Origin of the sequence: Nocardia sp. CA-145437, from assembly GCF_050956485.1 — a bacterium.
GTDB lineage: Bacteria > Actinomycetota > Actinomycetes > Mycobacteriales > Mycobacteriaceae > Nocardia.
On the sequence record NZ_CP191204.1, the window covers coordinates 4,861,932 to 4,874,955 of the forward strand.

Sequence of the window (13,024 nt, forward strand, 5' to 3'; positions counted from 1 at the left end):
GGGCGCGCCGACTGCGATGATCGGGAGGTGCCCGCGCCTCGCACCATCGTCTTCGTCGTCTTCCCAGGCATGCAGATCTCCGAACTGGCGGGACCGCTCGATGTGTTCGCGCTCCTCAACACCATCGTCGAGACGCCGCCGGATCGGCTGCCACCGGAATTGCGTGGTCCGGCCGGCGCTCTCGGCGAGACCGCGGACGCCTCGGACGGCGACTCCCCCGCACTGCCGTATCGGCTGCTGACGGCGTCGCCGGGCGGGCTGCCCATCGACGCCGATGGCGGACTGACCCTCTCGGTCGCGCATTCGCTCGAGGACATCGCCGCCGGGGACGACTTCGACACCCTCATCGTGGTGGGCGGCGATGTCCACGGTCCCGGGGCGGCGGCGGTGGTCCCCGCTCTCCCCGCCCTCGCCCGCAAGGCTCGCCGGGTGACGTCGGTGTGCGCGGGTGCGCTGCTGCTGGCCGCCGCGGGCCTGCTCGACGGCTATCGGGCCACCACCCATTGGGGTTCGACCGCGCTACTCGCCCAGCGCTATCCGCGGGTCACCGTCGAACCGGACCGCATCTACGTCCGCGACCGCAATCGCTGGACCTCGGCGGGCATGTCCGCGGGCGTCGATCTGGCGCTGGCCCTGGTCGAGGACGACCACGGTCGCGAGACGGCCGCCATGATCGCGCGGGTGTACGTGGTGTTCACCCGCCGTCCGGGCGGTCAGGCCCAGTTCAGCGCGCAATTGCGCAGTCAGCCCGCCCGCACGCCCGCCATCCGGGCCGTGCAGCGGTGGCTCCCCGATCACCTCGGCGACGAGCTCACCGTCAGCGGGCTGGCCGCACGCGCGGGGATGAGCGAACGTCATTTCGCCCGCGCCTTCCACGCCGAAACCGGCTGCACCCCGGCGGCATTCGTGGAGGATCTGCGGGTCGAGGCGGCCCGGCGACTGCTGGAGTCCACCGAACTGACCATCGGCGCGATCGCCCGGCAGGTCGGCTACCGCCACGGGGAGACCCTGCACCGGGTGTTCGCCCGCCGCCTGGCCACCACGCCCGAACGCTACCGCCAGCATTTCGCCCTGGGCCCGGTTCAGCCCACGGGCACCAGCGAGTAGATCCACCACGGCCGCTGCGGCAGTTCGAATTTGAAGAGCTGGACGTGCATGCTCACCCATTCACCGGTCTCGGGTGAGCGCACCCGGATGGGACGGCGCTCGATATCGGCGGGCGAGACCTCGGTCGACCAGAACCGCTCCCATTCCGGTGCGGCACTGCACCGCTCGATGATGGCCGCGATCCGTTCGGGCGAGTGGATCGGCGCGGCCATGAACCGGAAGCCGAACACCATGAAATGCGCCTCGCGCTCCCAATCCTCGATGACCTCCCGCGCCCGCGGATCCAGCATCATCCATTCGAGGATGATGTCGCCCGGCTCCAGGCCCGGAAACGCCCGCAGGTAGGCGTCATTGGCGGCGACCAGGTCGACGGTGGGCATCATCTGGAAGCAGGCCGGATGCGGCAGCCCGCGCAGGAACTCCAGTTCATAGGGTTCGGGTGGCGTGAAATCGGTGCCGAAACCGAGCAACTCGGGCTGCAGCAGGGTGGCGGCGTGCTCGCGTGCCTGCACCGGCACATCCAGTGCCGTGAACAACGCACCGAGGGCGACCGGGGTGGGCTGTCGGGTGCCCTGTTCGATCTTCTGGATCAGGGCTTCCGAAACGCCTGCGCGGCGGGCCAGTTCGGCGCGGGTCAGCCCCGCGGCCTCGCGTCGCGCGCGTACATAATCCGCGATCTCCGCACGCGACGCCCTCACCCATACCTCCCGAACCGACCGAAGAACGTGTGCGGCCGCGGAATTCGCACCGCCGCAGGTCAAGCTACCGGAGCCGGTGACTGGGACAAATTGGGACAGCGCCGCGCATTGACCCGCACCGCTGCCGCTGGCGATGCTTTCTACGCCGTACGAGGTACCGCACGGCGATATCGGGTGTCTGCGAGGGGACGGCACGAACGCGGGCACCTCGGGTCGCCGTTGTCCGTGAGGCGTGCCGAAAGACAGGCCCGGGTCGCGCCGGTGGACCCGATGAAGGGTCCACCGGCGGCGCGGTATCGCCGGTCGCACAACGGTTTTCACCAAGACTGTCAGGCGACCGCGATGTGCTGGTGGTCGGTGCGGATGCGGCCGTCCGCGTCGAGCGCCAGCACGTCCAGGCCGCCGCCGACCACGGCGCCGTCCTCGGTCACCATGGACCAGGTGACGGCGATGACATGGTGCAGCAGCGCCGTCGCCTCCCCGCGCCGCACGAAGCGGTGGCCGGTGCCGATGAACATGTCGTAGGCGCGCTCCACGCGACGCTCGAGAGCGTGGTGGCCGCGGACCTCGAGGGCCGGGATCGGAAAGTTCAGCTCGGCGGCCGCGTTGCGCATGTCCTCGGGCGGATCGACGAGGAGCTGCGCGCCGTCCTCGGCCCACAGGTCGGCGATGAGCTTGCGGCGCACCTGCGGGTCGGGCTCGTTCCACTGCGCGATGTAGCGATCGGTGAGGTCATTGATGTCGACGGCGGTCTCGTTGCTGTTCGTCATGACCATGAGTCTGCGAGGAATCAATGGGGTGCGCGATTCCCTCCAGGGAATGACGAGCACAGCCCTCCAGGGAATGACGAGCACAGCCCTCCAGGGAATGACGAGCACCACCCTTCAGGGACCGGCGAACACCGCCCCGGCGGGAACGAGCCAGGGCCGCACGCGGATTCCGCGTGCGGCCCCGTGACAGATTCCGGCCGTCAGTTCCCGGCGAGCACCGCCAGCACCGGCTCGGACAGGAAGAAGGGCTCCAGCCGCTCGCGGATCAGCTTGGCCAGCACGCCGTTCCGCTTGGCGGCCTCCACCACGGCCGGGCCGTAGCGCAGGATCTCCTCGGCGATGACCGCCTCGGACAGGCCCAGCTCGGGCAGCATGGCGGCCAGGGTGTGGTCGCCGTACTTCTCGAAGAACACCTCGACGCCCTGGTCCACCAGCACGCCGACGTATTCCTTGTTGCGGGTGGTCACCGCGATCCGGTGAATGATCAGCGCCAGATCCTTCAGGTCCTGCTGCGACAGGTACTCGCGCAGGCCGCTGACCGGTTCCCCGGCGTGCAGGTCCCAGAACTCCATGGCGGCGTCGTGCACGGGCGCGTCGCGCAGCATCTCGCGGATGGCGTTATTGGTCCGCTTGAGCGCGAATTGCGCTCCCTTCCCGGCCATTTCGCCGATGAAGGTGCCGCCGGCCTTCTCCGCCGCCTTGCGCGCGGTCTTGGCGGCGTTGGTGCCCATCGACACCAGCGAGCCGACCCCGGGAATCTTCGAGGCCATCTGCTTGTTGGTCTCCATGAGATCGTCGACCAGCTTGTCCACGAACTTGGCGGCTACGGTCGCGATCAGGGGGCTCTCGGTGAGGCGTTCCAGGATCCGTTCCTGGGCCTGGTGCATGCCGAAGAGCTTCTCCAGCAGCTGTTCGACCGGTTCGCGGTCGACCACGTCACCGAGGGTGTACTCGGTGTTCCCCGCGATGTCCTCGTAGAGCGTGTCGGCCAGCGTGCCGACCATCTCGCCCAGCACCGGGCTGCCGCCGATGAGGTCGATGACATTGGCGACGGTCTGCTTGGCCTGATCGATCTCGACCACGTCGCGGAAGATGATGGTGTCGGCGACGCCGATCACCGCTTCCACATCGCGGGCGATCACTTCGGCGAAGCGGTCGCCGGAGACCTCGGCGACAATGAAGTCGACCTGGAGATCCAGCAGTTTCTCGGCAATTTCGCGCGGCTCGGTCAAAGGTTCCACCCATTCTCGGACGGAACGCCGGACCTACTCGGAATCGTTGCCCTGCATCGATTTTCGAATTTGATCCAGTCGTTCCCGCGCGGCCTCGGCCCGCGCTTCCCACTGTTCCTCTACGCTACGGCCCACTGGTGTCTGCCGATCGAGCTCGCCCATCCCCTGCGAGGTCCCGTAGCGCTGCTCGACCTTATCGCGAACTGACTCGAAAGTAGGGACGCCGGCGGAGGAATAGCCGCCGACCGAGGGCGCGGTGGGGATACCCGCAGGCGGTACCGGTATCCCGGTCGCCACCGGACCCGCTCCGACCTGCCCGGATCCCCCGACCGTCTCAGACTGTGAATAGCCCGCCACCGGCAGGGTGTCAGGAGTCACATCGATGACATCCGGGGCATGACCGAGAGTGTCCGCCAGGGATCGCGCCACCGCGTGCAGGGCGGCCAGACCGGCCCGGCCCTCGGTGGCGGCCCCGACCACACCCGCGAGTTCGGCGTCCGGCAGCTGCGCCAACAGCGCCGCGAGTTCCTGGGCATCGCTCATGGATTCCAGGCTACGCATTGACCGCGCCCCGCGGGGTGACGTACCGTGAGGGCGTCGCGATCCCGTGGACGCAGGTTGACGCAGAGTCCCTCCCACCGTGATTACCTCCCCCACCCGAGCAGGTCCCGCCCTTCGCGGGGATCACTCGATATTCATCCGCGGTGACCCACCGCCCTCGGCCGCATCCCGGCGCCACAGCAAGGAGAAACACCATGACAACCACCGAAATCCGGCCCACGGTCGTATCCAGCGATCCGGCCCCGGCCCTCGACCACATCGAAACACTCACTCCCACAACGGGAATCCTGGATCTACAGGGCCAGAACGGCGTCCTGCGCCGCGACGGCTACCTGCCCGGTCCCCGCGACGTCCACGTCCCGGCCCGCCTGATCCGCACGCACCGACTGCGCCGCGGCGACCTCATCGCCGGACTGGCGCAGCCGAATCCCAAGGGCGGCAAGCAAGCTCCCCTCGTCCGCGTCGACACCGTCAACGGCCGGGCGGCCGCCGAGCTCGGCGCCCGACCACACTTCCGGGACCTGACCCCCATCCACCCGAACGAGCGGCTGCGGCTGGAAACCCAGCCGAACAAGCTCACCACCCGCGTCACCGACCTGATCATGCCGATCGGCAAGGGCCAGCGCGCGCTGATCGTCGCACCGCCCAAGGCGGGCAAAACCTCTGTGCTGCAGTCGATCGCGCACGGCATCGCCGTCAACCACCCGGAGGCGCACCTGATGCTGGTCCTGATCGGCGAACGCCCCGAGGAGGTCACCGACCTGTCCCGCGGCGTCCCCGCCGAGGTGGTCGCCGCCACCTTCGACCACTCCCCCGCCGAGCAGACCGCACTGGCCGAACTGGCCATCGAACGGGCACAGCGCCTGGTCGAGGAGGGCCGCGACGTCGTCGTCCTGCTCGACTCGCTCACCCGGCTGGCCCGCGCCTACAACACCTCCGGACCGGCCTCGGGCCGAATCCTCTCCGGCGGTGTGGATTCCACCGCGCTGCTGCCGCCCAAGCGGTTCCTGGGCGCGGCCCGCAATATCGAGAACGGCGGCTCACTGACGATCGTGGCCAGCGCGCTCGTCGAAACCGGTTCGCTCGCCGACACCGTCATCTTCGAGGAGTACAAGGGCACCGGCAACGCCGAGCTCAAACTGGACCGCACCCTGGCCGGCCGCCACGTGTTCCCGGCCGTGGACATCGCCAAGTCCAGCACCCGCCGCGACGATCTGCTGCTCGATCCCGCCGAACGCCAGGCCGTCGCCACCCTGCGCCGCACTCTCGCCGATCTGGACGATCAGCGCGCCCTCGACCTGCTCCTCGACGGCCTGCGCAAGACCGGCGGCAATGCCGAGTTCCTCGCCAACATCATCCGGAAATGAGCCGCCTGGGCGGCAGTACGCCCGCCGCCCAGGACGCGACCCGCTCGGCCCAGCCGGGGAATCCGATCAGATTGTTGTGCAGCCCGCCCGGATAGATCACCAACTCCTTGGGCTCCGGCGCCGCCGCGAACAACTCCCGCCCCATCCGCACGGGCAACAGCTCATCCGCGTCCCCGTGCATGATCAGGACCGGGCAGCTCAACCGCCGGATCCGCCGCAGACTCGGATAAGCGTTGGGCACGAAGATCTTCGGCAGGAACGGATACACCGCCGTCGCCGCGTCCCGCATGCTCGTGAAGGTCGACATGAGCAGCAGCGCCGCGGGCGGCGCCGCATTCGCCAACTCCAGCATCACTCCCCCGCCGAGCGACTTGCCGAGATACACCACCCGCTCGGCATCCACCCCGGGCTGCGCCAGCAACGCCTCCCGCGCGGCCCGCACATCCTGATACGTCCCGCTCTCGCCCGGCCGCCCGGTACTGCGCCCGTACCCCCGGTAGTCGAAGATCATCACATCGAATCCGGCCGACGCCAGCATGCCCAGCATCGGTGACCGATCCCCGATGTTCCCGCCATTGCCGTGCGCGAACAGGATGTGCCCCACCGGTTCCCCTACCGCCGGCACGAACCACGCGTTGACGGTCTCCCCGTCCGAGGTCCGCAAGTACAGATCCGCATAGACGAACCCATACGTTTCGGGGGTCTCCATGATGCCGCGCTCACCCGGTTGATAGCTGAGGGCGTTGAGGACGGGCGTCGCCGGATGCCACATGGTTCATTCATACCGAAAGGGCCCCGATCCACCGGGATCGGGGCCCTTTCGCGGGTGGCCTGGGATCAGCCGCGCAGCACCGCGCCCACCGCGTCCGAGGCGCGGGCGACCGCCGCGTCGCGGGCGGCGCTGGCCTCGTCCTCGGTGAGGGTGCGGTCGGTGGCGCGGAAGCGCAGGGCGTAGGTCAGGGACTTGCGGCCCTCACCCGCCTGCGCGCCCTCGTACACATCGAACAGGGAGATGTCCTCGAGCAGTTCGCCCGCGCCGGTGCGCAGCGCGTTCTCCACCGTCACGGCGGGGACGGCCTTGTCGACGCTGACCGAGACGTCCTGCAGCACCGCGGGGAACGCGGAAACCACCGGGGCGGGCCGGATCTCACGCAGCGGCAGGGCGTCGAGGTCGAGCTGGAAGGCGCAGGTGCGCGGCGGCAGGCCGGAGCGCTCCAGCACGGCGGGGTGCAGTTCGCCCGCGTGGCCGACGACGACGCCGTCCACCAGCAGCTCGGCGCAACGGCCCGGGTGCCACGGAAGGAATTGCGCCGCACGGCGTTCGATCGTCAGACCGGCGGCCTGGGCGATCGCGTCGACCAGGGCGAAGGCGTCCGACGCCTCGACCGGGCGGCCCGGGCCCCACGGTCCACGCGGCTCGCGACGGCCGGTGAGGACCGCGCCGACCCGGGTCGGCTGCTCGGGCAGCGAGTCGAGCAGGACCTGGATCTCGTCGTCGGTCGGGCGGCGATCCACGGGCAGCAGACCGACAGGCGCGGTCCGCTCGGTCGGCAGGGTGACCTGACCGATCGCGTAGATCGCGAGATCGCGCTGGCCGCGGGAGATATTGCGGGCCGCGATCTCCAGCAGACCGGGCAGCAGCGTGGTCGACAGTTCCGCGCGCTCGACGTCGAGCGGGTTCAGCACCCGCAGCGTGTTGCGGCGCGGGTCGTCGGCGTCCAGGCCCCAGGCGTCGAAGACACCGGCCTGCATGAAGACCGGCGCGGGCACCTCGACGCAGCCCTCGAACGCCAGCGCCTTGCTCACGGCGCGGCGACGCAGCTGGGCGGCGGTGAGGCCGCGTCCGGCCGGGGCGGTGGGCAGCACCGACGGGATCTGGTCCAGACCCTCCAGGCGCAGCACCTCCTCCACCAGGTCGGCGGGCTGGGTGAGGTCGGGACGCCAGGACGGCGGGGTCACGATCAGCTGCGGGTGACCGGCCTCGCTGACTCCCACCTCGATGGCGCAGCCGACCTGCTGCAGGCGGCGGGTGGCCGCGCCGGGCGCGTAGTGCACGCCCGCGGTGCGGTCGGCCAGGTCGATGTCCATGGTGATCGGCGCCGCGGCCGGAGTGGGCACGCGCACGTCGGTCAGCACGGATTCGACGGTGCCGCCGGCGATCTCGGCCAGCAGGGTGGCGGCGCGATCGAGGGCGGCGATATTGACCTCGGGGTCCACGATCCGCTCGAAGCGGCGGCTGGCCTCGGAGCCCAGCTTGTGGCGGCGCGCGGTGCGGGCCACGGCCACCGGGTTCCAGGTGGCGGCCTCGAGCAGGATGTCGGTGGAGGTGTCCGACACCTCGGTGCTCGCGCCGCCCATGATGCCGGCCAGCGAGATGACGCCGGACTCGTCGGCGATCACCACGTCCTCGGCGTCGAGGGTGCGCTCGGCCTCGTCGAGGGTGCGCAGGGTCTCGCCGGTGTTGGCGCGGCGCACCACGAATCCGCCGCGCACCTTGGCGGCGTCGAAGGCGTGCAGCGGCTGACCGAGTTCGAGCATCACATAGTTGGTGACGTCCACGGCCGGGGAGATCGGGCGCACGCCCGACAGCAGCAGGCGGCGCTGCAGCCACCACGGGCTCACGGCCTTCGGGTCGATGCCGGTGACGCGGCGCACCGCGAAACGCGTGCAGCCCGACGCGGGTTCGATCTTCACCGGCCACGCCTCGACCTCGGAGTCCGGCAGCAGCCGCACGGCCGGATCGCCGTACTCCAGGTCGAAGCCGCAGGCCAGCTCACGCGCCAGACCGCGCGCGGAGAACGCGTAGCCGCGGTCGGGGGTGATGGCCAGCTCGATGATGGTGTCGCCCAGGCCCAGCAGCTCGTTGGCGTCCGCGCCGGGCTCGGCGGTGCCGGGCTCGAGCACCAGGATGCCGCTGTGGTCCTTGCCGATGCCGAGTTCGGCGACCGAGCAGATCATGCCGTTGCTGGTGTGGCCGTAGGTCTTCCGCGACGAGATCTTGAATCCGCCGGGCAGCTCGCCACCGGGCAGCACCACCACGACCAGGTCGCCGACGGCGAAGTTCCGTGCGCCGCAGACGATCTCCTGCAACTCGGCGTTGCCGACGTCGACCTTGCAGAAGCGGATCGGCTTCTTGAACTCGGTCAGCTCGGTGATCTCGGCGACCCGGCCGACCACCAGCGGCTTGTCGATGTCACCGCCGATGGGCGCCAGATGGTCGACCTCTTCGACCTCGAGACCGACCCGGACGAACCCCGCGTCGAGCTCCTCGGCCGTCACCGACCACCCGGGGGTGGTCCGCTGCAGGATGTCCGTCAGCCAGGACTGAGCTACTCGCACTTGACGTTTCGCTTCCTCGTATCGGGGTCAGGTCAGGACTGGATGCCGAACGGCAGCGTGAACCGCACATCGCCCTCGACGATGTCGCGCATGTCCGGCAGGCCGTTGCGGAACTGCAGGGTCCGCTCCAGACCCATGCCGAACGCGAAGCCGCTGTACACCTCGGGGTCGATGCCGCTGGCGATGAGCACCTTCGGGTTCACCATGCCGCAGCCGCCCCACTCGACCCAGCCGGGGCCGCCCTTCTTGTCCTCGAACCACACGTCCACCTCGGCGGACGGCTCGGTGAAGGGGAAGAAGCTGGGCCGCATGCGGGTGGTGGTGTTCGGGCCGAACAGCGCCCGCGCGAAACCGTCCAGGGTGCCCTTGAGGTGGGCCATGGTCAGGCCCTTGTCGATGGCCAGGCCCTCGATCTGCGAGAACACCGGGGTGTGGGTGGCGTCCAGCTCGTCGGTGCGGAACGTGCGGCCCGGGCACACCACGTAGATCGGCAGCTCGCGAGACAGCATGGTGCGCACCTGCACCGGCGAGGTGTGGGTACGCAGCACCTGCCGCGACCCTTCCGGCGCGATGTGGAAGGTGTCCTGCATGGTGCGGGCCGGATGGTCGGGCAGGAAGTTCAGGGCGTCGAAGTTGAAGTGCTCGGTCTCGACCTCGGGACCCTCGGCGACCTCCCAGCCCATGGCCACGAACACGTCCGCGACCCGCTCGGACAGCACCGAGATGGGGTGCCGCGCGCCGGGGGCGCGCCGGTCGGCGGGCAGGGTCACGTCGATGGTCTCCGCCACCAGGACCGCCGCGTCGCGCTCGGCGAGCAGCTCGGCCTGGCGGGTCTCGTAGGCCTGCGACACCCGGCCGCGCGCCACGTTCACCCGCTTGCCCGCGTCGGCCTTCTCCTCCTTGGGCAGCGTGCCCAGGGACCGCTGCGCCAGCGAGATCGGCGACTTGCCACCCATGTACTCGGTCTTGGCCGTGGCCAGCTCGTCCAGGGTCGAGGCCGAGGCGAACGCCTTCTCCGCGGCTTCCGCGGCGGCGGAGAGCGACTCCTCGCTCAACGCGGCGGTCTGCTCGGCACTGTTGTCATCGGCCACGATGGTTCGTCACTCCCCAGGCTGGTTACGGGTCGGGCGGAAAGTCTTATCGGCAATGGTTACTGCCCACCCATTCTTGCTGGTCGCATCGTAAACCTTGTAATCAGCCCACCTCACCTGGATTTTCCCAGCTCGCGCCCACCCTTCGGCGTGGTGGTGACCACAACGGTGGTACCAATGGACTCGTGAAGTCCCGGCCCCTGACCTTGATCGACGACTCCGACCGCCTCATCGAGTACTCGGCGGCGATGGACCGCATGCAGGAGATGTGGGAGGAGCGCGTCGCCGACCAGCGACCCGACACGCTGTGGCTGCTGAGCCACGAACAGACCTTCACCATCGGCCGGCGCACCCCCGAGCAGCACCTGCCGGCCCCCGACACCGACATCCCGGTCTTCACCACCAACCGGGGCGGCCAGCTCACCTACCACGCGCCCGGCCAGCTGGTCGGCTATCTCATCGTGAAGCTGCGGCCAGGCGAGGGCGTCGTGGATCTGATCCGCGATGTGGAACTGCGCATCGTCGCGGCGCTGGCCGACCTCGGCATCCCGGCCGAGCGCCGCGTCACCCCGCCCGGCTCGGAGCTGCTCACCGGCGTCTGGACCCGCGATACCGGCCGCAAGATCACCTCGATCGGCATGCGCGTCGGCCGCAATGTCTCCACCCACGGGTTCGCCCTCAATGTCACCGGCGACCTGTCGCCCTGGAAGCTGGCCGTCGCCTGCGGACTGCCCGATGTCGACATGACGTCGGTGGAAAGGGAACTGGACACCGACGCGGCCCCGACGATGGAGCGCGTCGTCGCGACCATCGCCGGGGCCTTCGAGGCGAGCGCTACCCCGTCTCCCCTGCCCTGACCGGGACCCGCCGGATCGCGGTCACGATCGGCGCGGTTCCCAGCGCGGCGAACAGGGCCACCGCGATGTAGACCAGCTGCTCGGGAATCCGGAACCACAACGGTGTGGCCGCCTGACCGTCGAAGGAGACATTGTCCACGGCCGCATGGATATTCGCGGGCAGCAGCAGGACGAACAGCACGGCCAGGGCCGGACCCGCGAGTCGGCGGAACGGGACCAGGATCAGCCCGAGCGCACCCAGGTACTCCAGAACGCCGGTCGCGTAGACGGTGAAGTCGGGGAACGGCACGAACGACGGGACCATGGCGACCAGGTCGCTGTGATGCGGCATGACCGTCACCGAGTCGGGGACGAAGTGCGCGGTGCCGGTCATGACGAGCATGAACGCCAGGCCGTGCGCGGCGGCGGACCGCCAGGCCGCGAAGCGGGCCACGCCGAGAGCGCCGAGCAGCCGCAGCACCAGGGTCGGGATCGCCAGCAGCAGGAGGGTCTCGAACATGATGCTTCTCCCTTCGATTCGATCCGGCTCAGTGCGCGAGAACGGTTGCGCCGGAATCCGATTCGGCAGCAGCGCGACGGCCGGGCAGCAGCAGCGCCACGAACGCGCCCAGCGCCACGATGACCGAGCCGACCTTCACCGCCGGGATCAGGCCGTCGACGTAGTCCGCCGGGCTCAGATACGAGCCGTGCGAGGCGAACACCGAGGCCAGCACCGCGACACCCATGGCCACACCGACCTCACGGATGGTGTTGTTGGCCCCCGAGGCCATGCCCTGGTCCGCCGGTGACGCCGTGGCCATCACGACGGTGGCCGTGGGCGCGAAGGTCAGGCCCATGCCCACGCCGCCGAGGACGAACGGCAGCACGAAGTGGCTGTAGGACACGTCCACGCTCGTGGTGAGGGCCATCCACAGCAGCGCGGCCGCCAGCAGCGCCTGACCGATCGACACCAGCACCCGCGCGCCGACCCGGTCCACGATCAGACCGGCCAGCGGGGCCACCACCATCGGGGCCATGGTCCACGGCAGCGTCCGCACACCGGAAGCGAGCGGCGAATACCCCTGCACCACCTGGAAGTACTGGGCCAGCAGGAAGATCGAGCCGAAGGTGCCCAGCGAGAAGGTGAACGACACCACGTTGATGACGTAGCCGCGCTTGCGGAACAGGCGCAGCGGCAACATCGGATCGGCGGTCCGGCTCTCCCAGACCACGAACGTCGTGAGCGCGATCGCGCCGCCGATCAGCCCGGTCAGCACCTTGGCCGAGGTCCAGCCGTCGTCGGCGCCGTGGATGACGCCCCACACCACCGCGAGCACGCCGCCCGCCGACAGCAGCAGGCCGAGCAGATCCAATCGCCTTGCGCCGCCGAAGGATTCGTTCAGCACCCGAGCCACCAGCGGCACCGCGATCAGGCCGATCGGCACGTTCAGCCAGAAGATCCACTGCCAGTTCAGGCCGTCGACGACCGCGCCGCCGACCACCGGGCCCAACGCGATGCCCAGGCCGGAGATGCCGCCCCAGATGCCGATGGCGGCGCTGCGCATCTTCTCCGGCACCGCCGCGGACAGCAGCGTCAGCGACAGCGGCATGACGGCCGCCCCGCCGAAGCCCTGGGCCGCGCGGGCGGCGATGAGCATCCACGGTTCGGTGGCCAGCGCGCACGCGGCCGAGCCGAGCGTGAACAGCGCGATGCCGCCCAGGTAGACGCGCCGGCGGCCGAGCCGGTCGCCCAGCGCGGCGGCGGTGAGCAGCAACGAGGCGAAGGCCAGGGTGTAGGCGTTCACGAACCACTGCAGGTCCGAGAGCGAGGCGTGCAGTTCGGTGCGGGTCACCGGCAGCGCGTTGGTCACCACGAGGTTGTCGAGCGTGACCATGAACATCGGAATGCCCACGGCGGCGAGGACGGCGGCGAGCGGGCGCTGCCGGGCCTGTTCGGCCACCTTACCGGTGAGCGAGGAGGTTTCGAGTGTCTCAGTCATGTCCGATCCCCTTGTTGTAATCG

At 69.8% G+C, this 13,024-nt stretch carries 12 protein-coding genes; 3 read left to right on the forward strand and 9 right to left on the reverse strand.

What is annotated here, in order from left to right:
• Positions 1 to 27: 27 nt before the first annotated feature.
• The gene (locus ACQPYY_RS22645) at positions 28 to 1,107 is read left to right on the forward strand and encodes a GlxA family transcriptional regulator (RefSeq protein WP_433590909.1); all 1,080 of its coding nucleotides are present in this window, start codon (positions 28 to 30) and stop codon (positions 1,105 to 1,107) included.
• Here the strand turns inward: ACQPYY_RS22645 and ACQPYY_RS22650 are convergent.
• From ACQPYY_RS22650 to ACQPYY_RS22665, 4 genes are all read right to left on the reverse strand, one after another.
• Entirely contained in the window at positions 1,083 to 1,805 is a 723-nt protein-coding gene (locus ACQPYY_RS22650) for a helix-turn-helix domain-containing protein (RefSeq protein WP_433590910.1), read from the reverse strand. The two genes, ACQPYY_RS22645 and ACQPYY_RS22650, sit on opposite strands and share 25 nt — an antisense overlap.
• A 329-nt stretch (positions 1,806 to 2,134) precedes the next feature.
• A complete protein-coding gene (locus tag ACQPYY_RS22655) occupies positions 2,135 to 2,575 on the reverse strand; it encodes a hypothetical protein (protein WP_433590911.1) in 441 nt (146 codons plus the stop codon).
• 200 nt (positions 2,576 to 2,775) lie between these two features.
• The gene (locus ACQPYY_RS22660) at positions 2,776 to 3,816 is read right to left on the reverse strand and encodes a hypothetical protein (protein ID WP_379106797.1); all 1,041 of its coding nucleotides are present in this window, start codon (positions 3,814 to 3,816) and stop codon (positions 2,776 to 2,778) included.
• A 24-nt stretch (positions 3,817 to 3,840) separates the two neighbouring features.
• Positions 3,841 to 4,350, reverse strand: a complete 510-nt coding sequence (locus ACQPYY_RS22665) for a hypothetical protein (RefSeq protein WP_433590912.1) — start codon at positions 4,348 to 4,350, stop codon at positions 3,841 to 3,843.
• A 212-nt stretch (positions 4,351 to 4,562) separates the two neighbouring features.
• Between ACQPYY_RS22665 and rho the strand changes: the two genes are divergently transcribed.
• On the forward strand, positions 4,563 to 5,735 hold the full coding sequence (gene rho / locus ACQPYY_RS22670; protein WP_433590913.1) for a transcription termination factor Rho: 1,173 nt from the start codon (positions 4,563 to 4,565) through the stop codon (positions 5,733 to 5,735).
• Here the strand turns inward: rho and ACQPYY_RS22675 are convergent.
• From ACQPYY_RS22675 to pheS, 3 genes are all read right to left on the reverse strand, one after another.
• Positions 5,722 to 6,507 carry an alpha/beta hydrolase gene (locus tag ACQPYY_RS22675; RefSeq protein WP_433590914.1) on the reverse strand — a complete coding sequence of 262 codons (786 nt, stop codon included), beginning with the start codon at positions 6,505 to 6,507 and terminating at the stop codon, positions 5,722 to 5,724. The two genes, rho and ACQPYY_RS22675, sit on opposite strands and share 14 nt — an antisense overlap.
• A gap of 65 nt (positions 6,508 to 6,572) precedes the next feature.
• Entirely contained in the window at positions 6,573 to 9,074 is a 2,502-nt protein-coding gene (gene pheT / locus ACQPYY_RS22680; RefSeq protein WP_379106805.1) for a phenylalanine--tRNA ligase subunit beta, read from the reverse strand.
• A gap of 32 nt (positions 9,075 to 9,106) precedes the next feature.
• A complete protein-coding gene (gene pheS, locus ACQPYY_RS22685; protein WP_357285968.1) occupies positions 9,107 to 10,165 on the reverse strand; it encodes a phenylalanine--tRNA ligase subunit alpha in 1,059 nt (352 codons plus the stop codon).
• Between the two features lie 185 nt (positions 10,166 to 10,350).
• Here pheS and lipB point away from each other — a divergent pair, with 185 nt between their 5' ends.
• Positions 10,351 to 11,022 (forward strand): lipoyl(octanoyl) transferase LipB, encoded by a 672-nt coding sequence (gene lipB / locus ACQPYY_RS22690; protein ID WP_433590915.1) that lies wholly within the window; start codon positions 10,351 to 10,353, stop codon positions 11,020 to 11,022.
• Here the strand turns inward: lipB and ACQPYY_RS22695 are convergent.
• Complete coding sequence (locus ACQPYY_RS22695) at positions 11,000 to 11,521, reverse strand: DoxX family protein (RefSeq protein WP_433590916.1); 522 nt, start codon at positions 11,519 to 11,521, stop codon at positions 11,000 to 11,002. The genes lipB and ACQPYY_RS22695 overlap by 23 nt on opposite strands.
• Before the next feature lie 28 nt (positions 11,522 to 11,549).
• Positions 11,550 to 13,001 carry an MFS transporter gene (locus ACQPYY_RS22700; RefSeq protein WP_433590917.1) on the reverse strand — a complete coding sequence of 484 codons (1,452 nt, stop codon included), beginning with the start codon at positions 12,999 to 13,001 and terminating at the stop codon, positions 11,550 to 11,552.
• Positions 13,002 to 13,024: the final 23 nt, after the last annotated feature.

Bases quoted from the DNA above. Each gene is read 5' to 3' on its own strand.
- ACQPYY_RS22655 (WP_433590911.1), bottom strand. From the start codon at position 2,575: ATGACGAACAGCAACGAGACCGCCGTCGACATCAATGACCTCACCGAT.
- ACQPYY_RS22665 (WP_433590912.1), bottom strand. From the start codon at position 4,350: ATGAGCGATGCCCAGGAACTCGCGGCGCTGTTGGCGCAGCTGCCGGAC.
- rho (WP_433590913.1), top strand. From the start codon at position 4,563: ATGACAACCACCGAAATCCGGCCCACGGTCGTATCCAGCGATCCGGCC.
- ACQPYY_RS22675 (WP_433590914.1), bottom strand. From the start codon at position 6,507: ATGTGGCATCCGGCGACGCCCGTCCTCAACGCCCTCAGCTATCAACCG.
- ACQPYY_RS22695 (WP_433590916.1), bottom strand. From the start codon at position 11,521: ATGTTCGAGACCCTCCTGCTGCTGGCGATCCCGACCCTGGTGCTGCGG.
- ACQPYY_RS22700 (WP_433590917.1), bottom strand. From the start codon at position 13,001: ATGACTGAGACACTCGAAACCTCCTCGCTCACCGGTAAGGTGGCCGAA.